The organism is Ruegeria sp. CF3 (assembly GCF_056537365.1).
Genome location: NZ_JBQFRK010000009.1, coordinates 23,669 through 42,707 on the forward strand (window position 1 = coordinate 23,669; position 19,039 = coordinate 42,707).

Here is a 19,039-nt window from a genome sequence, read left to right on the forward strand (position 1 = left end):
CCTTTTCCAAACCGGCGTAGTCGATTCTGTGCCGACTTATCGTCCAACTTGTGCTCACCGCTCGTTCGTTGGCGGCTACCTCATGGGTGCCAACTTTGCCGATAAGCGGTATTTCGCTCAAGCCAATGAGCAAATAACACGCAATTTCGGGCAAAATGATGGCGCAACTGGTGCGGGATTGCATCAATTTCGACGCAAATCCGACGTGTATCTCAAATTGATACCTATATGTTGTGGTGCACTGGGTTTTTGCCCCAAGAATGCGAACAGGGCCGCGCTTGCGACCCTGTTAGGTTGAGTATCAACAGATTCGTCCCCAGAATCATACCCAGGGGCGGGCCTGACTCGCATGATCTTCGAACTTGTCGATGTGATGGTCTTTTTCCATCGTCAGGCCAATATCGTCCAGACCGTTCAGCAGGCAGTGCTTGCGGTGTGGGTCAATGTCGAACTCGATGACCATGCCATCCGAAGTGGTAATCTGCTGATCTTCCAGATGCACCGTCATGCGGGCGTTTTCACCCTTGTGCGCGTCATCCATAAGAATCGCGTGATGCTCTTCTTCGACTACGATGGGCAGGATGCCGTTCTTGAAGCAGTTGTTGAAAAAGATGTCGGCGAAGCTGGTCGAGATCACCACCTTGATACCGAAATCCTTGATCGCCCATGGCGCATGTTCCCGCGACGAGCCGCAACCGAAATTGTCGCCGGCCACCAGAATCTCGGTGTTGCGATAAGCGGGTTTGTTCAGAACGAAATCTTCGTTCTCGCCACCATGATCGTGATAGCGCATCTCATCAAACAGCACGACACCCAGGCCAGAGCGTTTGATGGTTTTCAGGTGCACTTTGGGAATGATCATATCGGTGTCGATATTGATCAGTGGCATTGGGGCGGCCACCCCGTGGACTTTTTCGAACTTTTCCATTTCTACACTCCTGCGGGGTAGGGCCGCGCCCGTGCTCCGCGTTTAAGCTTCTTTCGCTTCTGTTGTTTCGTCCTTGGGTGCGTTCTTGACGAAGAACGCCATGAAGACCAATCCGAACCCGTTGAACAGCATCTCAATGCCCAGGAAGATCCCCAGTATACTCAGCAGAGCAGCCGGTTCCTTGCCCACATAGGTCCAGATGATGCCGGCGAGGATGATCGACAAGATGCCCGAGATCATCGTGGGCCAGAAAAACTGCGTTCCTTTCATCTGGAACGACAGAATGACCCGTGCGATGCCGCCTGCCATGAACAGGATGAGCATCACAGTTGCCAGCGTCAGCGTGCCCTGCAGCGGGTGATCCAGAAAGGACCAGCCCAGAAACAGCATGACCGCACCCATGATGAGTGACAGGATCTTGTTGCCAGTGCCTTCAACCGTGAAGCCACCAACGATCTGCATTCCGCCCGCAATCAATAGCAACACACCAGTTACTACTGTTACGGCAACGGACGCCACGACCGGTGCGCCCAATACGAACACCCCGAATGCTATGGACAAAAGTCCAAGCAGTAGCCATTTGACCCAATCACTCATGTTAGTCTCTCCATCAAATATCTAGATATGAGAGACTCTTACATCAATTCACGGACGTCTGTCAGCCGTCCTGTGATTGCCGCAGCGGCAGCCATTGCGGGGCTCAGCAGATGGGTACGCCCACCGCGACCCTGACGGCCTTCGAAGTTTCGGTTCGAAGTCGCGGCACAGCGCTCGCCCGGTTGCAGCTGGTCGGGGTTCATCGCCAGACACATTGAACAGCCCGCAAGACGCCACTCGAAACCGGCATCTTTGAAGATCTCGGCCAAACCTTCTTCTTCGGCCTGTGCACGCACCAAGCCCGAGCCTGGTACGACCATGGCGCGCATGCCGTCCTTGATCTTCTTGCCCTTCAGGATTTCCGCCGCAGCGCGCAGGTCTTCGATCCGACCGTTGGTGCAAGAACCGATGAAAACAGTGTCGATTTCAACATCGCTCAGCTTTTGACCGGCTTCCAAGCCCATATACTCGATCGAACGGCGGGCCGCGTCGACTTTACCGCCTTCGAAATCTTCGGGATGCGGTACGGATGCGGTGATCGGCAGCACATCTTCGGGACTGGTGCCCCAAGTGACGACCGGCGCGATATCTTCACCACGCAGCGTGATGACTTTATCGAAATGCGCATCTTCGTCGGTGTAAAGCGTCTTCCACCAGTCCATCGCGGCTTCCCACTGCGCGCCTTTGGGGGCATGCGGGCGGCCTTTGACATATTCAAAGGTGGTCTCATCCGGCGCGATCAGGCCAGCGCGGGCACCGCCTTCGATGGCCATGTTACAGACGGTCATGCGCCCTTCCATCGAAAGATCGCGGATCGCTTCGCCGCAATACTCGATGACATAACCTGTACCGCCAGCAGTACCGGTCTCGCCGATCACAGCCAGAGTGATATCTTTGGCGGTCACACCCGGCTGCAGTTTGCCGGTGATTTCGACCTTCATATTCTTGGACTTCTTCTGGATCAGAGTCTGGGTGGCCAGAACGTGTTCAACCTCGGATGTGCCGATGCCGTGCGCCAGAGCGCCGAATGCACCATGAGTCGCCGTGTGGCTGTCGCCGCAAACAACGGTCATGCCGGGCAGGGTCCAGCCCTGTTCGGGGCCGACGATATGCACAATGCCCTGACGGACGTCGTGCACAGGGTAATAGTGAATGCCGAAATCTTTGGCGTTCTTGTCCAGTGCCTCGACCTGAATGCGTGATTCCGGGTTTTCGATACCATTCACACGGTCCGGCGTGGTCGGAACGTTGTGATCCGGCACGGCGATGGTTTTTTCTGGCGCGCGCACCTTGCGGCCCGCCATGCGCAGGCCTTCGAATGCCTGTGGGCTGGTCACTTCGTGCACCAGATGGCGGTCGATATACAGCAGGCAGGTGCCATCATCGGCCTCGTGGGCGACATGGGCATCCCAGATCTTGTCATAGAGTGTTTTGGGGGACATCGGTCCTCTCCCGTATGTAATGAGAAATAGCTGGCGAGTTGGCTTAGGCCGCCGATAGGCGGGCCAAGACCGTGCGGGCAGCCCCAAAGAACCGTTCACGCAGACGCGCGCGATCTTCCAGATTCTGTTCTTGGGCCACATTGAGTCTCATACGCACCAGATATAACGGGCATTCGTGTCAATCAAGGTTCAATCCCAACCGTCTCACTGCGGGCTTGCATCATCCAGCATCGCTGTCCAAGCTGACCTGCAGGAGAGGTGAATGAACCAGGATTTACTACCGGAGACGCTCTCGGAGCTTTACGCCAACATGACGGCGGCGTTTTCCTCGCAAATTGAAGGTCTGGTCGAGTTGATCGTCACCCCAGGATGGCGGCAGTATCAACTCATCATCATCCTGTTTCTCTGGGCAATCTCATTCTTGCTGAAACTGCTGACGCAGGGCCGATGGGAAACCTGGGCGAGGGCCCGGGTGGGATGGCCGAAATGGCGTCTGCGGATATTGATCCAACTGATGCGCCGTCTGACGCTGGTGTATTTTGTGTTGCTGTCTGGTGGGCTTTATCTGGTGATGCAACAGGTCACATGGCCGTCGCGGAGCTATATACTTGGTGTCTTCGCAACGCTGGCTGTCGCATGGCTGGCCATCGCGTTGGTTTCGCGATTGGTGAGAAACCGAACGCTGCGACAAATATTTAAATGGTCTATGTGGGTCTATGCCACGTTGATTGCGTTGAACCTGACGGATGATGTAGCCGGGTTCCTTGATGGCGTCGCCATTTCTATCGGTGATCTTCATATCTCGGCGCTGGGCATCATCAAGGCTGTACTGCTGATCGGCGTCCTGCTGACTTTGGCGCGTGTCGGCACACGCGCGGCTGAGCGCGGCCTTACGAACAATCAAGACATAACACCATCGATGCAGGTTCTTCTGGCCAAGGGTATTCAGGTGCTGCTCTACGGGGCGGTGTTCATGGCGGCGATCCGCACCCTCGGGTTTGATCTGACTGGCATAGCGTTGCTGTCCGGGGCCATTGGCGTCGGGATCGGGTTTGGCCTACAAAAAGTGGTTTCGAACCTGATCTCAGGCATCATCATCCTGATGGACCGGTCGATCAAACCGGGCGACGTGATTTCACTCGGGGACACATTCGGTTGGATTAACGCGCTGGGCGCGCGCTATGTCTCGGTGGTTACGCGGGATGGTCGGGAATATCTGATTCCAAACGAAGATCTGATTACCAATCAGGTTGTAAACTGGTCGCATTCCGACCGTTTCGTGCGGTTGGATCTTGATTTCGGCACCAGCTACGACGACAACCCACACAAAGTCCGCGCGACTGCGATCCGTGCCGTCAAGACGGTCGGTCGAGTACTGAGTGGAGGCAAACATGAACCTGTCTGCCATATCACTGGTTTCGGTGACAGCAGCGTGGACTATGTGTTGCGCTTCTGGATCAGTGATCCGAACAAGGGTCTGACAAACATTCGGGGCAATGTCTTCCTGGCGCTGTGGGATGCGTTCAAGGTCGAAGACATCTCGCTTCCGTTCCCGCAGCGTGAAATCCGCGTATTGGGCGGCCCGGAGGCCGACGCTGAGGTGCAACATCTCGCCAAAGAGTGACCGGATGTGCGGCACCGCGTCGGCCCTTTCATTGAAATGTTGCAATCCCCTTGTTACCTTATTAGTACCCCGGCGCCGGGGTTTGGCGGCGCGCAGCAAAGGAGGATTATGTCCTGTCTCTACATACACAGGCGGGTTTGCCCGCCGATGATGGGGCCGATGTAATGGCCCACTCTCAGTCAATCAGCGACAAGCTGCTTGAACGTATCCTTTCCTCACTTTCCGATGACAAGGCCGAAGACGTCGTGCAGATCAACCTGCAAGGTAAGTCTTCTGTTGCGGATCACATGGTGATTGCCTCGGGTCGGTCGACCCGTCAGGTCTCGGCCATGGCGGAAAAGCTGACGGATCGCATCAAGCAGGAATTCGGTTTCACCTCGAAGGTCGAAGGCAAGGATGCCGGCGACTGGGTGCTGATCGATACGGGCGACGTGGTCGTTCATATCTTCCGCCCCGAAGTGCGTGAATTCTATCAGCTGGAAAAGATGTGGCTGCCTCAGGGCGGCAGCGCCTCGGCGAATTGAGGCGCCATCCCGGCCTGTATTGAGGGGCCGGAGGCGAGAGAGACATGCGTATCAGCATCGTTGCGGTTGGGCGATTGCGCGCCGGACCGGAGAAATCCCTGCTTGACGACTACCTGACCCGATTTGACAGGACCGGCCGCGCGCTGGGCCTTGGTCCTGCGAAGGTGATCGAGGTCGAAGACAAGAAAAACGCAGGCATGGGGGCCGAGGCGGCCCTGCTGCGCAAGGCGCTGCCCAAGGGTGTGGTGATCTGTACGCTAGATGAGCGCGGACGGGTGTTGTCCTCGCCTGATTTTGCAAAAAAGCTGGGTGGATGGCGCGACGCGGGCCGACAGGATCTGGCGCTGATCATCGGCGGAGCGGACGGAATAGACCCTAATCTGCGGGCGGAGGCTGATTTTTCCCTATCCTTTGGGTCAATGGTCTGGCCCCATATGTTGGTCCGTGTGATGCTGGCCGAGCAACTTTACCGGGCCGCGACCATCCTTTCAGGCGGCCCTTATCACCGGGTCTGACATGGCGCAGCTATTGATCGTCTACCACTCGCGCACCGGCGGCACCCGGCAAATGGCTGAAGCCGCAGCCGAAGCAGCGCGGGATGAAGCGAACACCATCCTGAAAACCGCCGATCAGGCCGGTCCGAACGACTTGCTGGCCTCCGATGGCTATATCTTCTGCGCGCCCGAGAACCTGGCCGCGATCTCTGGGCTGATGAAAGAGTTCTTTGACCGCTGCTATTATCCGGTGCTAGGTCAGATCGAAGGTCGACCCTATGCGCAGATGGTCTGCGCCGGATCAGATGGTGAGAATGCCGCGCGACAGATGGCACGGATCGCAACGGGGTGGCGGTTGAAAGAGGTGCAACCGCCCCTGATCATCTGCACTCATGCGCAAACACCCAAAGCGATCTTGGCCGAAAAGATCATTCCTGAAGAACAACTTGAAAACTGTCGTGAGGTTGGAGCGGCCTTGGCCGCAGGTCTCAGCCTCGGGGTGTTCTGAGGGTCAGTTCAGATCGACCACGGTCGTGTCTTCGCTCCAACCACCGACATTGTCGCGCGCCTGAATTTGCACCTGCGTGGTCCCGTCCGGAATCACCACCCCGCCAAGTGACCGTGTAAAGGGCTGCTCATCGACATGAGGGTGATGCAGCACACGCATCCCCAGCTCGTTCCCCTGCATATCCAGAACACGCCAGCCATCGGCATAGTCATCCCATCCGGTGTCGGAGTGGCGGATCGTGACGTCGAACCGCCAGGTATCCCCATTTGATTGGGCTGAAACCTGTTCGACCGTCGGAGGGTCGGCGAATGCGGGGCTGGCCAGTAAGGCGCTGAGAATCAGATATCGCATGGGGTCAAACTATGCGCTCGCGCATCGCATTGCGATCACGACTCTGTGTTTGGTGGCGCAGTCATGATTACGGTGCGTGAATGCGAGGCGAATTCGCGACGATAGAGCACACCGAATGTGACGATTGAGCTTAGGATCAGGGCTACCGGTCCAAGTATCCATGCGATTGAAGCCAACGCAAAATATGTCGCCCGCAACGCGCGATTGAAACTACGAGCCGCCGTGATGCAGATATCAGCGGATTGTGTGGCGCGTGGATAGGCCTGTGGATCATCGGGATCATTTGGAACAGCGGCCATCAGGATTGCGCAATACCCAAACAGGCGATGCGACCAGACAAATTTCAGAAAAGCGTTCGACAGAAAAAGCAGAATAATCAGTATCTTGATTTCCCAAACCATGGCAGGCGCACGGCCGATGGCAAGATCTTCAGCAACCCCAGCAAGGCGTTCGGTATTGCCAAGCAATGCCAAGCCGCCGCCTATTGCAATCATGATAGTCGAAGCGAAGAACGTGCTGCCCTGACGCATGGCCGAGATCACTTGTGCATCGAACACACGCGGCTGGCGCGTCACCATTTCACGCATCCAGACCTTGCGGAAATCATCCATCATCAATGAAACCGACGGTTTCTGAGAGGACGGATTTTCGATCCTCCACCCAATCCCTAGCCATGTCGCGAACAACAGCAAAACGGCAGCATAGTCCAGCGAGGAAAACAGTAATGTGCGGTCGATCCAGGTCATGCCGCGACACTATTGTTGGATTCGGCAACTTGCCAGTCGATAAAATTGGTAATATAATTTTACCAAATGGAGGATCAGCGATGGAAATGCCCAAGCCAAATCCGGATGTCTTAGCACGCAAGCAGGCATTGGTTGCGCGACTACAGCAAGTGCTGCCGAAGGATGCTGTTATCCATGAAGAGGCCGAGACCAGGGCTTATGAATGTGATGCGCTGACCGCCTATAAATGCCCGCCAATGCTGGCTGTACTGCCTTCGACCACGCAGCAGGTTTCCGATGTCTTGCGTATTTGCCATGAACTGGGTGTGCCGGTTGTACCGCGCGGCGCGGGCACGTCATTGGCGGGTGGTGCCCTGCCGACGGCAGATTGTGTGATTCTAGGCGTTGCACGGATGAACGAAGTTCTGGAAATCGATTACGACAACAGATTTATCAAGGTGCAATCCGGCCGAACCAACCTGAGTGTAACCGGTGCCGTTGAAGAAGAGGATTTCTTTTACGCCCCCGATCCCTCATCTCAGCTTGCCTGCGCCATTGCAGGGAATATCGCGATGAATTCGGGCGGGGCGCATTGCCTGAAATACGGGGTGACGACCAACAATCTGATGGGTGTGACTATGGTCATGATGGATGGCAGCGTGGTCGAAATTGGAGGTGCCTATCTGGACGCTGGCGGGTTGGACCTGTTGGGTGTTATCTGCGGATCCGAAGGGCAATTGGGTGTCGTAACTGAAGCAATGTTGCGCATCCTGCGCAAACCTGAGGGCGCGCGTCCTGTTCTGATGGGCTTTGACGATAATGAAGTAGCCGGTCAATGCGTCTCTGACATAATCAAATCGGGCATATTGCCTGTCGCGATCGAGTTCATGGACCGCCTTTGTATTCGAGCCTGCGAGAATTTCGCCCAAGCGGGTTATCCTGATTGCGAGGCGTTGCTGATTGTCGAAGTTGAAGGATCAGAGGCAGAGATCGATAGCCAGTTGTCGAAGATTATCGAGATCGCCAAGCGGCATAATCCGGTTGAGCTGCGAGAAAGCCAATCGGCTGATGAAAGCGCCCGTATCTGGCTGGGGCGGAAATCGGCCTTCGGCGCGATGGGGCAAATCAACGATTATATGTGTCTGGATGGGACGATCCCGGTCTCATCGCTACCCTTCGTCCTGCGCCGGATCGGGGAGCTGAGCAAAGATTATGGCCTGCCAGTCGGCAATGTGTTCCATGCCGGTGACGGCAACATGCACCCCTTGATCCTGTTTGACGCCAACAAACCCGGCGATCTTGAGAAATGTGAAGCGTTCGGGGCGGACATCCTGAAGCTTTGCGTTGATGCGGGGGGCTGCCTGACTGGTGAGCATGGGGTCGGCATCGAAAAGCGTGATCTGATGACACACCAATATGAACCACAGGATCTTGAGGCGCAGATGGCGGTGAAAGATGTGTTTGACCCGCATTGGCTGTTGAACCCAGCCAAGGTGTTTCCGCTAAAGGCGTCTGCCACGCGCAGGATGGCCGCGGAATAGATGAGCCTTCCCCATCAATACCCAGAGTATTTGCGAAAAGATGAAGTGCCATGACACCTGAAACCGAGGCTGAACTTGCGGACATCGTTGCCGGCCTGGATGGCCCAGTGCGTATTGCCGGAGGCGGCACGCGCGGCCTTGATGGGCCCGAGCCTGTGCTGAACCTGTCGGGACTGCACGGAATTACACAGTATGAGCCGGGCGCATTGACTCTGGTCGCGCATGCCGGGACTCCAGTGACTGAGATCGAAGCGGCTTTGGAGGCCGAGGGTCAGCAACTGGCGTTCGAGCCGATGGATCATCGCGGTTTGCTGGGCACCACGGGGGAACCGACAATCGGCGGTGTTGTCGCGGCCAACATCTCGGGGCCGCGTCGAATTCAGGCGGGCGCGTGCCGGGATTTCCTGTTGGGCGTACGTTATGTCGACGGGTTGGGGCAGGTGATCAAGAATGGCGGGCGGGTGATGAAGAACGTCACCGGTTACGATCTGGTCAAGCTCATGGCGGGTTCCTGGGGCACGCTAGGGGTGCTGTCCGAGGTCTCACTGAAAGTGCTGCCTAGACCTGAGGTCGAGACCACTCTGGCAGTCGGGGCCGCTGATGTAGGAACCGCAGTTGATCTCATGTCCACTGCCCTGAAATCCCCCTTCGAGGTGAGCAGCGCAGCCTATGATCCACTGGATGGTCAGGCCTTGTTGCGGATCGAAGGATTTGCCGACTCGGTTGCCTATCGGGTAGGTCGATTGCGCGAAATCCTTGGGGGCGAATGCACCGAGTTAGAGAATTCGAGCAACCACTGGGTCGATCTGCGCGATCTGCGTGCGTTTCAGGATCTGGAAGGTGATGTCTGGCGCTTATCGGTGAAACCCGGCGATGCAGCCAGCCTTGCAGAACGGATCGACGCGGATCGAACCTTATTTGACTGGGGCGGGGGCTTGATCTGGGTATTGGTGCCAAAGGGCACCGATCTGCGTGCACGACTGGGTCACTTTGAAGGACATGCAACGCTGGTACGCGCAGAGGCTGACACCATCGTTGAATTTGGGCGATTCCAACCAGAGAGCACGCAGATTCAGGCTCTAACAAAGGCAATTCGGAAGAGATTTGACCCTCGGAACGTGTTCAATCCGGGTCTGATGGGGTAGGCGATGCAGACGAAATTTACCGAAAAGCAGTTGCAAGACCCAGCGATTCAGCGATCCAACGAGATACTCCGAAATTGTGTTCACTGTGGTTTCTGTACAGCAACCTGCCCGACTTATCAGGTGCTAGGCGATGAGTTGGACAGCCCTCGCGGGCGCATCTATCTGATCAAGGACATGTTGGAGAATGAGCGTGTTCCGGACGAAAAGACTGTCAAGCATATCGATCGCTGCCTATCCTGCCTCGCCTGCATGACCACGTGCCCCTCGGGCGTGCATTACATGCACCTCGTGGACCACGCACGGGAATATATCGAAGACAACTACAAGCGCCCGTTCTCGGATCGGGCTCTGCGCTGGATATTGGCCAGAATCCTGCCTTATCCGACACGCTTTCGCTGGGCTCTAATCGGGGCAAAGCTGGGTCGTCCGTTCCGGTTTCTGATGCCGGATGCCCGGCTAAAGGCGATGCTGGACATGGCGCCGAGATATATTCCACCAGTCAGTCGCAATGATGACCCTCAGAGCTTTGCAGCAAAAGGCGCTAAGAAGAAACGCGTCGCCCTGATGACGGGGTGTGCGCAAAAGGCTTTGAACACCGATATCAACGACGCCACGATTCGTCTGCTGACCCGGTTGGGCTGCGAGGTCGTTGTCGCCGAAGGTGCCAGCTGTTGTGGCGCATTAACCCATCACATGGGTAAAACCGGTGAAAGCCATGCGTCTGCTGCAGCCAATATCCGGGCCTGGACACGCGAAATGGATGGTGATGGTCTGGATGCGATCGTGATCAACACCTCGGGGTGTGGGACCACGGTTAAAGATTATGGGCACATGTTCCGCAGTGATCCGCTGGCGGTGGATGCGGGGCGTGTATCCGCCATGGCGATGGATATCAGTGAGCTTTTGGTGCAGCTAGAGATGCCGGACAGCGACAAGAAAGAACTGGTTGTTGCCTACCACGCGGCGTGTTCATTGCAACATGGGCAAAAGGTTACCTCTTATCCCAAGAACCTGCTGAAATCGGCTGGATTCACAGTGTTAGAGCCTAAAGATAGTCATTTGTGCTGTGGCAGTGCAGGAACCTACAACCTGATGCAGCCTGAGATTTCGGGTCAGTTGAAACAACGAAAAGTGCGCACGCTTGAGGCTAGGAACCCTGATGTTATCGCGGCAGGTAACATCGGATGCATGATGCAGATCGGCTCTGGGACTGACACGCCCGTTGTCCACACAGTCGAGCTGCTGGACTGGGCCACCGGAGGGCCGGAACCGCGCGCATTGCGCGACGGCATGGCTGGGGTACCCCAACTGCGCTGATCGATTGCTGCACCCGCGCATCAGGTCCGGTTGAATTTAATCCAAGGGGCAATTGCCCTATTTTCGCCGCACCAACGGCATACGAATCTTGGTCGGACCTCATGACCGGAGACCCGCGTGCGCAACTGGATCACGGCTATTGTCTTCAGCTTGCTGCCCTTGGCAGGACAGGCGCAGGATACTGGGCTTAGGAGCCTGGAAACCACCGATGCTGGGCGCGAGTGGATGGCAGTTGGTCGACTGGATATCGACGGCACCGGGTTTTGTACCGGATCGCTGATATCTCCGACTCTGGTACTGACGGCTGCGCATTGTCTGTACGATAAAACCACGAAACAGCGAATTAATCCGGCCCGGATCGAGTTTCTGGCCGGTTGGCGCCTTGGTTCCGCCTCGGCTTATCGTCCGGCGCGTCGAACAGTGGTTCACCCCGACTATGTTTATGAAGGCAATGTTTCTGCAACGCGGGTGCGTCATGATATTGCGCTGATCGAGCTGTGGCAGCCGATCCGCAACACCTCGGTCATTCCTTTCGAAACCGGACGCCGTCCTGCCCGCGGTCAAGAGGTGGGGGTTGTCTCGTACGCGCATGACCGCGCCGAAGCGCCAGCACTGCAGGAAGTCTGTTCCGTCATTGGGCGACAGGCTGGAATTCTGGTTATGTCCTGCAACGTGGATTTCGGGGCATCCGGCGCGCCGATCTTTTCGTTTGACGGCGAGCGGCCACGCATTGTGTCGGTCGTTGCAGCGAAGGCCGAATTGCAGGGTCAACGCGTTGCGCTGGGCACCGCCTTGGATGAATCGCTGGAATTGTTGCGGGCCGAGCTTTCGCAGGGGCGGGGTATGAACGCCACATTGGACAACAACACCAAAAACCTCGGAGCAAAGTTCCTTAAGCCATGATGCGTGTTTTATTAAGTATCACCTTGCTTGTTTCTATTCTCGCAACTGCCGCGCAGGCCCAGACCAGCGGCAAGCGCCGACTGACGGATCGCGATGATCTGTATGGGTGGGAGGCGGTCGGACGTCTGGATATTGGCGAACAGGGCTTTTGCACCGGTACTTTGATCGCAAAGGACATCGTGCTGACAGCGGCGCATTGCGCTGTGAGCAAGGCCACCGGAAAACCCTATGCCCCCGGTGAATTGACCTTTCGCGCCGGTTTGAGCGACGGTCAGGCGCTTGCGGATCGCAAGGTCATCCAGATTGCGACCCATCCCGAGTTTGTTGCCAATGCGCCGGTATCGGCGTCACGTGTTCGAATTGATGTGGCTCTAATGCGGCTGGAAGAGCCGATTCCCTATTCGATTGCTGATCCGTTCGCCCTGCACAGCGGCCGCGTCAGCGACAGCGAAATCAGCGTCGCCTCGTATGGTCGCGGTCGGGCCGAGGCGATCACGCGCCAACGCTCTTGCCGCATCCTGCAACGCGGGCAGGGGCTGATCAGCTTTGATTGCGATATTACATTCGGTTCGTCGGGCTCCGCTATTTTAGCAAAAAAAGGCCCGCGTTGGCAGATCCTGTCGGTTGTTTCGGCGGGCGCATCGGATGGTCAACGCAAGATCGGCTACGGGATGGAGCTGTCGGGGATTGTCTCGGAACTCAAGGCGATATTGCGTCGTGACGCGCCCCGACCCACGGCAACAATCCGCAGATTGCAGCCGGGTTCAGCCAAGTCCAGTTCGGGTGCTAAATTCCTCAGCGCGGGCGGGTCTTGAACCCGGTCCTTTTACTTCCCATCTGAGTTTTACCGGATCGCCAAAGCTGGGGTCCGGCATAAATCACCGCCCGTCCATTTCGGAGGGCAATTTTGTGAATCGCTCAAAGATGAGGATACGACATGCGTACATTTGACTTCGCACCACTTCACCGCGCAACCATCGGTTTCGACCAGATTGCAGACATGATGGACCGGGTTTTGACCAATGACGTGGCTCAGCCCAGCTATCCCCCTTACAACATCGAAAAGACCGATGCTGATACCTACCGCATTTCGGTCGCTGTTGCCGGGTTTTCCGAGGCCGATCTGTCGGTTGAGGTAAAGGAAAATTCTCTGGTGGTTTCCGGCAAGAAAGCTTCGGACGAAAAAGAGCGCAGCTACCTGCACCGTGGCATCGCCACCCGCGCGTTCGAGCGCCGCTTTGCTCTGGCCGACCACGTTCGTGTCACCGGCGCGAGCCATGAAAACGGCATGCTGAACATCGATCTGAAGCGCGAAGTGCCAGAAGCGCTGAAACCGCGCCGGATCGAAATTTCGTCTGGCAAGGCCATTGAAAAGGACGTGGTTGACGCCAAAGCCGTGAACTGAGGCTGTTGATCACTTAGCGACAGTCCCGCCTCTCTGGGTTGTCGCACCACACGCCCCGCGTTCCTCCAGGCGCGGGGCGAAGTTGTATCCATCGCAACACGGACATGGTGGGCAACACGTTTTCACGAAAATCTGGCAATAGTTTAGGTCGTCAGGCTAGTCTCTTCTGGAACACTTCAATGAACTGAATTTCGTTCAGTGCCTTCAGAGGGAGACGAAATAGATGCGAATGAAATCCGTTTTTGCCGCTATGGTCTGTGCCGTTGTTGCATCGACCACACTGACCGCGACACCAACCCGTGCCAACGATACAGGAGCGCTTATCGCTGGGGTCGCGTTGGGTGTGCTGGGAGCGTCGATCGCCAAACACCATCACAAGCACGGATCAAAATACCAGAAGCATCCGCACGTTTCGCCCGAGGAGAATGCGATCGGGCTTTGTATGCATCGGACCCACACCGCCATGAGCAATCAGGGCTACTATGCCGTCGATTTTGAGCGGACGCTTTCCTATACGACGAATTCTGATGGCATCGATCTGATTGATTTGGAGGTCGCGCGCTCAAAGGACAGCAATGATGCGCGGAGCCACATAAAAGCCCATTGCGCTATTCAAGATGATTCTGTGGTTAATTTCCGGTATTCGAACTACTGAGCTTGCCATCGGCAGCTTCAACTTAAGAAATCCAAGAGCTTCTATTTTCCCTTCTGAAAACCAGCGGGCAATGTGTCTCGGCCTTGTCTCTGCGTCTATCTTTTTAGCGTCGAGTTTGTCACAGTCTTGGTGATTTGGAGACCTAAGGGGATGTAAATTTCCATAACATTCCCTATGTCATTGGATGATAAGAAGAATAGGGATAGCAGATGTCGAACCAGCAATTCGAAGCATTGATTCAAGAGACGCAACAGAAAGTCCGCGAAAGCCAGTCGCAGATTGAAGGCTTGACCTCACGGATCGAAGCGGCGCGTGCCAAGATCGGAACCGCAGAGGCAGATATCGACATTGAAAATGCCACTTTGGAAGATGTGCACGCCCATACCGAGGTGATGAACGCCAACATCGCTGAGCTGATCATGGGGCTCGACGACGTGACCAACGCGTTTTCCAAGGATTTCGACGAAATGCGTTCGAAAACCGGGTGGGAGTCGTTCGTCGGCATCTTCGCCAAGGCCAAATCCGAGTCCATGCGGCAGGAACGCATGCGCACCGCCAATATCGACGACAAGCTACAGGACCTGATCGCTAAATCGGATGTGATCGTCAAACTGCTTGAAGGACAGTTGGCCGTGCTGGAAGAACAGCGCGTCAAGGTCGAGGACAACCTGACCGTCACGCTGGACGACCGCGAGGCGACCGTGGCCGAACTGGAGGCTTTGCGGGCAGAGATTCAGGGCATGGACCCGGCGATCATCACGCTGGAAAACAAGATCAGCGTCGAACAGGATGCCGCCGCGCGGACTCAGTTGGAAACCGAACTGGCTGACCTGAATAAGCAATACAACGCCAAGGTTCAGGAAGAGCAGGTCAAGCTGGCCAAATCCCAGACGCTGGAACGCTATATCGAAAAGGGTAAAACCTGGGTCGATTCACTCCAGAACCAGGCGGCGACGCAGATGGTGCTGATCAACAAGCTGCAGACAGATACGCAACAGCGCGTGGTGCTGTATGATGCCCTGACCAAATCGCTGAAAACCGCGCAGCAGCAGGACGTGGCCCACCGCATCAACGAGATCGGCGTGCAAACTGACCAAGAGGCGCAGACGGCGATGGCCGCCATCGGCACCGCGACCAACCAGAAAATGGCCGACATGCTTGAGGCGCATGAGGACCACATGGTCTTTGCCCGCGACGTGCTGGAGAAAAAGGCCAAGGCGGATGAGCGGTTCGCGCGGCGCTTTGCCTCGATTGTCGAGAAGCATGATAAGAATTTGTATGGTGGTTAAGTGCGTTTCGCTCACCAACAATTTCTATTACTAGCAGTTAGTCTTGGTCCCTTGGAGGTGCCGAGATTCTTGGAAAAAATTGGTTTTATAGATCAGAAGCCGACTTATCCTAAAGTGCTACAGGCATTGCTTATTGCAGTAATTGCGGCTTGCTTAATGCGACTTCTGTGTTGGTTGAGTTGGGGCAGCGAAAGGGGGCGGCGTTTTCAGTACTCGGTTGGGATCAACCCTCAAGTAGTACTGCATAGTGTCGGTTCGCCTCTCTTTAGATGGTGGTTTCATATCGACAAAAACGGGAAGGACTTGGACGCCCCAAGATGACCGATACCAACCCCACCCAAGACCATGTCGGCCTGACCGACACCTTCGCCTCACGCCGCTATTTCCGCAAATTCGAAGTCATCACCGTCCACCTCCTGCGCGTGGCCGCGACGATGGAGGCGGAGGGCGCAATCAGCAAGCAAGAGGTGCGGATCGTGTCGCGCTACCTCTCGGGGCTGCTCTACACCTTCCGCGCGCTTTCCATGAAGTATCTGCTGGTCGGTCGCGATACGGGACGGTTTTTTGGCAGCCTTGCGATGGACAAGCGTGACAGCGGGTTTCCGGTGGCGGCTGAGCTGCTGACCATGGCCAATGACGCGCAGCAGGCGCAGGTGCATCTGGCGAATATGCCGTCCGAGGATGACCTAAAAACTGACATGGTGCGGACGATCATTGGGGATCAGGAAATCCCCACCAAGCTGCAATTCGCGCTGTCACAAAGGCTCTACTATGAGGAATTGCTGAAAGGTCAGCTGTTCTGGGCCCGCAACGATCCCGAATGCCACTGGATCGGGAATGAGGGCGAACGGCGCAAGTTCATGATCCACTGGGCGGTCTATGACAGCCAGATCAACCTGCCGGTGATCTATCTGATGCAGCTGGAGGATAGCGGCAAAACCGCCCTTCCCAAAGACCAACGCCGCTGGCCCGAAGTGCAGGCGCATCTGATGGCGCAGTCTCTGGGCGGGTTGAAACTGGTGACCATAGCCAAAGGGTTCGATCAGGATTTCGACGACCTGCACCCCAAACACCTGCGCCGCATCCATGTGGGGCCGATGTATTCTTCGGCCTATACCGAGCAATCTGGTCCTTTGAGGCAGGTGCTGGAGGATGCGCAATCTCCGCAAGGTCAAGATTGGGCGCTGGCCTGGACCACAGAAGAGTTGGAAAGCGAAGAGGTGATCGAAGAACGCGCCGGCTGGTTTTCTACTGTTGAGCGCGAGGTCTTTGCGCTCGACCCATTCGGCGCGCAAGGGGCCGAAACCGGGGCCACCCGCACACAACGGTCGATCATCTTGCCCCAGCGCCCGTTTCAGGTGCTGGCCGAACGCAACCCGCCGGGATTCGCCGATGTGCGCAAGTTTGTTGTTAGCAAAGCCGGACAGGTGCTGAGATATTGAGACCAGTGGCGGGCTGAAGCCCGCCCTACGTGATTAGAGTAGGCCGGGCTTCAGCCCGGCATTGCGAGGAAGAAGATGAGTTTGACGTCAGATCAGATGGAATTGCGCGAAGACGACATTCGTAAGCACTATCCGGCAGCGACTGCCTTGCTGAATGGTTTCGAGCATGCTCCACGGATTGCCAAAGCGGTTGAAACGACTGTCGAACGGTCTCCTGGTGTCTCTACCGGGCGGCGCTTTCGGTCGACGACGCCGGGGTTGGTGACGCGTCGTACTGCTCGCAAGGACGGGGTGCATCTGGTTGAACGAATCGAGGCATCGGACGATGGCGATGCGCTGGTCTCACCACCACAGGCGACCACGCAACAGGCGATACGACGTGCCATCGCCATCGCTCTGGCCATGGCTGAGGCTTATGCGGAACAGACCCCGCTTGCCGATCTTAAACGCGCCAATCTGGCCGGAGATCTGCCTGCCGCGCGCAAGACCGAATTCTCTGAACTGCTGACGGCCGAGGCTCTGATCACCTCGCACACCTTCGGCAATGCGCTGGCGTACTTGATGTCCTCGCATCTGGGAGAGACCACTGTCGATATCGGTGAGATCGAAGAGGTTCTGACCGACAACGGCCAACTCGCCTTGCACGGCGCGCTGTGGGAGTTGGACCAGACCCTTGCCAAACACGCCCCCGATGATGCCCACCTGATCGCGGCCACCAGCGCCTATGCCGAGCAACTGTTGGAAAAGGTCGCTCTACGCGCCCAGTCCGCAGGCCATCTGGCACCGTTCCAGAGTGCCGCCTGGCATATCGAGGCCGATGATCTGACGATCCGGGGGTTCGAGCCCGCCTCAAAAGCCAAATCCACCACTCTGACCATGACGTTCAAGAAGCCGAACGAGGTGGTCGGCAACCATATCGCCAAGTATCAGGCGATGAAGCTGGCCAAGATGGTGATGGCCTATGATTTCGACCGCCGCCTGAACCCGTTCGCGGAACTTGGCGGGTTCATCTTTACCTTCATGGGCGACGGCAAACCGGGCACCGGCAAGACCACCCTGATCCAGATGATGGCCGGGCTGATCAATGACTATTGTCAGAACGCGGGCTATCCGTTTCGCTATCAAAACCTGAGCACCGACAATATCGACAGCTATCAGGGCAAATCCGGCCAGAACGCCAAGGCGTTTATCAATACGATCATCGACCCCACGGTTATCGGCTTCGGCACCATCGACGATATCGACCAACTGGCGGGCAAACGCGGCGACCGGCAGTCCTCAGCCGGGCAGCTGGAAATCACCGCCGTGCTGATGGAGAGCTTTGCAGGCGCCAACACCGTCGTGCGCGGCAACTGCACCTTTGGCATGTTCTCGAACTACCCCGAGAATGTGGACGACGCCTTGCGTCAGCGGGCGGGCGCGCGGTTCCTGGTGGACGGCCCGCAAACGCGGGAGGATTATATCGACATCCTGCACCTGCTGATGGGACGCAACCACGACATTCCGCTGGGCGAGCACGAAGCCTATGCCGCGCAGGAGATCAAGAAGGCCGTCGCCGCCAGTTTCGAAAGCCACTCCCGCCCGCATGAGGACGCTTTGCTGCAGGTCTATGACCGGGTCTCCGGCGAGATCGGCCAGATGGACACCATCGCCAAGCTGGGCACCTACCTCAAGGCGATCCAGCAGGCGGATGAGCGCTTTACAGGCCGCGCGATCAAGAACATCACCGACGCGGTCAAGGTCCGCGCGATGGATTTCGAACTGCCCGATGAGTGGATGGAAAACCCCGACCTGTTCCTATTCCGCGACTACGACACCAAGAAGGCGATGATCGAAGACCTGCGCCAGCCGATCACGGTGGAAATGGTGATGCAAGAGATCAACCGCTACGCCGACAGCGAGTTCCGCTATGCTGACAAGAGCGACGAGGTCGCCATCGAAAACGCCGTGCGCGAGATGGGCCGGATGGAGGAGGCCAAGCGGCGGTATCTGGAGGGGAAGGGGTGAGTATTTTCCGACTAGCCATCGTCGTCGCGATATTTTCTTTCGTTCCAGCGATTTTCATGACCGTAACGATTTGCGGTTGGAAGGGTTTATCACCTGAGAACTTTCGTATTGTTCGCACATGCTCAGTGACGGACCCACCAAG

The 19,039-nt window shown here is 56.7% G+C and carries 20 protein-coding genes; 14 read left to right on the forward strand and 6 right to left on the reverse strand.

Going from position 1 to position 19,039, the window contains the following annotated elements; translation table 11 throughout:
* Nucleotides 1-322: 322 nt before the first annotated feature.
* The 4 genes from leuD to ACR0KC_RS20830 are packed head-to-tail and all read right to left on the reverse strand — an operon-like array spanning nt 323 to nt 3,106.
* Nucleotides 323-928 (reverse strand): 3-isopropylmalate dehydratase small subunit, encoded by a 606-nt coding sequence (gene leuD, locus ACR0KC_RS20815; RefSeq protein ID WP_170395169.1) that lies wholly within the window; start codon nt 926-928, stop codon nt 323-325.
* Nucleotides 929-970: 42 nt separating this feature from the next.
* Nucleotides 971-1,525: an HdeD family acid-resistance protein gene (locus tag ACR0KC_RS20820; protein WP_170395171.1), complete on the reverse strand. Its 555-nt coding sequence runs from the start codon at nt 1,523-1,525 to the stop codon at nt 971-973.
* A gap of 38 nt (nt 1,526-1,563) precedes the next feature.
* Nucleotides 1,564-2,967 carry a 3-isopropylmalate dehydratase large subunit gene (gene leuC / locus ACR0KC_RS20825; protein ID WP_170395174.1) on the reverse strand — a complete coding sequence of 468 codons (1,404 nt, stop codon included), beginning with the start codon at nt 2,965-2,967 and terminating at the stop codon, nt 1,564-1,566.
* Between the two features lie 43 nt (nt 2,968-3,010).
* On the reverse strand, nt 3,011-3,106 hold the full coding sequence (locus ACR0KC_RS20830) for an isopropylmalate isomerase (protein ID WP_260023663.1): 96 nt from the start codon (nt 3,104-3,106) through the stop codon (nt 3,011-3,013).
* Nucleotides 3,107-3,229: 123 nt separating this feature from the next.
* On the opposite strand from ACR0KC_RS20830, the gene ACR0KC_RS20835 reads away from it, so the two are divergent.
* The 4 genes from ACR0KC_RS20835 to ACR0KC_RS20850 all read left to right on the forward strand — a co-directional run bounded on the left by ACR0KC_RS20835 (nt 3,230) and on the right by ACR0KC_RS20850 (nt 6,117).
* On the forward strand, nt 3,230-4,591 hold the full coding sequence (locus tag ACR0KC_RS20835; protein ID WP_480772272.1) for a mechanosensitive ion channel family protein: 1,362 nt from the start codon (nt 3,230-3,232) through the stop codon (nt 4,589-4,591).
* 164 nt (nt 4,592-4,755) lie between these two features.
* Entirely contained in the window at nt 4,756-5,115 is a 360-nt protein-coding gene (gene rsfS, locus ACR0KC_RS20840; RefSeq protein WP_039541351.1) for a ribosome silencing factor, read from the forward strand.
* A gap of 44 nt (nt 5,116-5,159) precedes the next feature.
* Nucleotides 5,160-5,630: a 23S rRNA (pseudouridine(1915)-N(3))-methyltransferase RlmH gene (rlmH, locus tag ACR0KC_RS20845; protein WP_170515483.1), complete on the forward strand. Its 471-nt coding sequence runs from the start codon at nt 5,160-5,162 to the stop codon at nt 5,628-5,630.
* 1 nt (nt 5,631) lies between these two features.
* Complete coding sequence (locus ACR0KC_RS20850) at nt 5,632-6,117, forward strand: NAD(P)H-dependent oxidoreductase (RefSeq protein ID WP_170664335.1); 486 nt, start codon at nt 5,632-5,634, stop codon at nt 6,115-6,117.
* Nucleotides 6,118-6,120: 3 nt separating this feature from the next.
* Here the strand turns inward: ACR0KC_RS20850 and ACR0KC_RS20855 are convergent, their stop codons facing one another.
* Both ACR0KC_RS20855 and ACR0KC_RS20860 read right to left on the reverse strand, forming a co-directional pair.
* On the reverse strand, nt 6,121-6,468 hold the full coding sequence (locus tag ACR0KC_RS20855; RefSeq protein ID WP_170395187.1) for a hypothetical protein: 348 nt from the start codon (nt 6,466-6,468) through the stop codon (nt 6,121-6,123).
* A gap of 35 nt (nt 6,469-6,503) precedes the next feature.
* A complete protein-coding gene (locus ACR0KC_RS20860; protein ID WP_170395190.1) occupies nt 6,504-7,214 on the reverse strand; it encodes a DUF599 domain-containing protein in 711 nt (236 codons plus the stop codon).
* Nucleotides 7,215-7,294: 80 nt separating this feature from the next.
* Here ACR0KC_RS20860 and ACR0KC_RS20865 point away from each other — a divergent pair, with 80 nt between their 5' ends.
* From ACR0KC_RS20865 to ACR0KC_RS20910, 10 genes are all read left to right on the forward strand, one after another.
* Nucleotides 7,295-8,734, forward strand: a complete 1,440-nt coding sequence (locus ACR0KC_RS20865; protein WP_480772273.1) for an FAD-linked oxidase C-terminal domain-containing protein — start codon at nt 7,295-7,297, stop codon at nt 8,732-8,734.
* Nucleotides 8,735-8,784: 50 nt separating this feature from the next.
* Nucleotides 8,785-9,879, forward strand: a complete 1,095-nt coding sequence (locus ACR0KC_RS20870; RefSeq protein WP_480707556.1) for an FAD-binding protein — start codon at nt 8,785-8,787, stop codon at nt 9,877-9,879.
* A gap of 3 nt (nt 9,880-9,882) precedes the next feature.
* The gene (gene glcF / locus ACR0KC_RS20875; RefSeq protein WP_170408701.1) at nt 9,883-11,196 is read left to right on the forward strand and encodes a glycolate oxidase subunit GlcF; all 1,314 of its coding nucleotides are present in this window, start codon (nt 9,883-9,885) and stop codon (nt 11,194-11,196) included.
* A 117-nt stretch (nt 11,197-11,313) separates the two neighbouring features.
* Nucleotides 11,314-12,099: a trypsin-like serine peptidase gene (locus tag ACR0KC_RS20880; RefSeq protein ID WP_170423291.1), complete on the forward strand. Its 786-nt coding sequence runs from the start codon at nt 11,314-11,316 to the stop codon at nt 12,097-12,099.
* Nucleotides 12,096-12,914 (forward strand): trypsin-like serine peptidase, encoded by an 819-nt coding sequence (locus tag ACR0KC_RS20885; RefSeq protein ID WP_480796371.1) that lies wholly within the window; start codon nt 12,096-12,098, stop codon nt 12,912-12,914. Before ACR0KC_RS20880 ends, ACR0KC_RS20885 begins: the two co-directional genes overlap by 4 nt.
* A gap of 122 nt (nt 12,915-13,036) precedes the next feature.
* Entirely contained in the window at nt 13,037-13,504 is a 468-nt protein-coding gene (locus ACR0KC_RS20890; protein WP_170395206.1) for an Hsp20 family protein, read from the forward strand.
* A gap of 223 nt (nt 13,505-13,727) precedes the next feature.
* On the forward strand, nt 13,728-14,159 hold the full coding sequence (locus tag ACR0KC_RS20895; RefSeq protein WP_170515464.1) for a hypothetical protein: 432 nt from the start codon (nt 13,728-13,730) through the stop codon (nt 14,157-14,159).
* 209 nt (nt 14,160-14,368) lie between these two features.
* Nucleotides 14,369-15,448: a hypothetical protein gene (locus ACR0KC_RS20900; protein ID WP_480707558.1), complete on the forward strand. Its 1,080-nt coding sequence runs from the start codon at nt 14,369-14,371 to the stop codon at nt 15,446-15,448.
* 317 nt (nt 15,449-15,765) lie between these two features.
* On the forward strand, nt 15,766-16,890 hold the full coding sequence (locus ACR0KC_RS20905) for a hypothetical protein (protein ID WP_480772275.1): 1,125 nt from the start codon (nt 15,766-15,768) through the stop codon (nt 16,888-16,890).
* 75 nt (nt 16,891-16,965) lie between these two features.
* Nucleotides 16,966-18,897, forward strand: a complete 1,932-nt coding sequence (locus ACR0KC_RS20910) for an AAA family ATPase (RefSeq protein WP_480772276.1) — start codon at nt 16,966-16,968, stop codon at nt 18,895-18,897.
* Nucleotides 18,898-19,039 lie beyond the last annotated feature (142 nt).

What these genes read in the sequence shown, in the direction of transcription:
- leuD (WP_170395169.1), bottom strand. Translation starts at nt 928, where the DNA reads ATGGAAAAGTTCGAAAAAGTCCACGGGGTGGCCGCCCCAATGCCACTG.
- ACR0KC_RS20820 (WP_170395171.1), bottom strand. Translation starts at nt 1,525, where the DNA reads ATGAGTGATTGGGTCAAATGGCTACTGCTTGGACTTTTGTCCATAGCA.
- leuC (WP_170395174.1), bottom strand. Translation starts at nt 2,967, where the DNA reads ATGTCCCCCAAAACACTCTATGACAAGATCTGGGATGCCCATGTCGCC.
- ACR0KC_RS20835 (WP_480772272.1), top strand. Translation starts at nt 3,230, where the DNA reads ATGAACCAGGATTTACTACCGGAGACGCTCTCGGAGCTTTACGCCAAC.
- rsfS (WP_039541351.1), top strand. Translation starts at nt 4,756, where the DNA reads ATGGCCCACTCTCAGTCAATCAGCGACAAGCTGCTTGAACGTATCCTT.
- rlmH (WP_170515483.1), top strand. Translation starts at nt 5,160, where the DNA reads ATGCGTATCAGCATCGTTGCGGTTGGGCGATTGCGCGCCGGACCGGAG.
- ACR0KC_RS20850 (WP_170664335.1), top strand. Translation starts at nt 5,632, where the DNA reads ATGGCGCAGCTATTGATCGTCTACCACTCGCGCACCGGCGGCACCCGG.
- ACR0KC_RS20855 (WP_170395187.1), bottom strand. Translation starts at nt 6,468, where the DNA reads ATGCGATATCTGATTCTCAGCGCCTTACTGGCCAGCCCCGCATTCGCC.
- ACR0KC_RS20860 (WP_170395190.1), bottom strand. Translation starts at nt 7,214, where the DNA reads ATGACCTGGATCGACCGCACATTACTGTTTTCCTCGCTGGACTATGCT.
- ACR0KC_RS20865 (WP_480772273.1), top strand. Translation starts at nt 7,295, where the DNA reads ATGGAAATGCCCAAGCCAAATCCGGATGTCTTAGCACGCAAGCAGGCA.
- ACR0KC_RS20870 (WP_480707556.1), top strand. Translation starts at nt 8,785, where the DNA reads ATGACACCTGAAACCGAGGCTGAACTTGCGGACATCGTTGCCGGCCTG.
- glcF (WP_170408701.1), top strand. Translation starts at nt 9,883, where the DNA reads ATGCAGACGAAATTTACCGAAAAGCAGTTGCAAGACCCAGCGATTCAG.
- ACR0KC_RS20885 (WP_480796371.1), top strand. Translation starts at nt 12,096, where the DNA reads ATGATGCGTGTTTTATTAAGTATCACCTTGCTTGTTTCTATTCTCGCA.
- ACR0KC_RS20890 (WP_170395206.1), top strand. Translation starts at nt 13,037, where the DNA reads ATGCGTACATTTGACTTCGCACCACTTCACCGCGCAACCATCGGTTTC.
- ACR0KC_RS20895 (WP_170515464.1), top strand. Translation starts at nt 13,728, where the DNA reads ATGCGAATGAAATCCGTTTTTGCCGCTATGGTCTGTGCCGTTGTTGCA.
- ACR0KC_RS20900 (WP_480707558.1), top strand. Translation starts at nt 14,369, where the DNA reads ATGTCGAACCAGCAATTCGAAGCATTGATTCAAGAGACGCAACAGAAA.
- ACR0KC_RS20905 (WP_480772275.1), top strand. Translation starts at nt 15,766, where the DNA reads ATGACCGATACCAACCCCACCCAAGACCATGTCGGCCTGACCGACACC.
- ACR0KC_RS20910 (WP_480772276.1), top strand. Translation starts at nt 16,966, where the DNA reads ATGAGTTTGACGTCAGATCAGATGGAATTGCGCGAAGACGACATTCGT.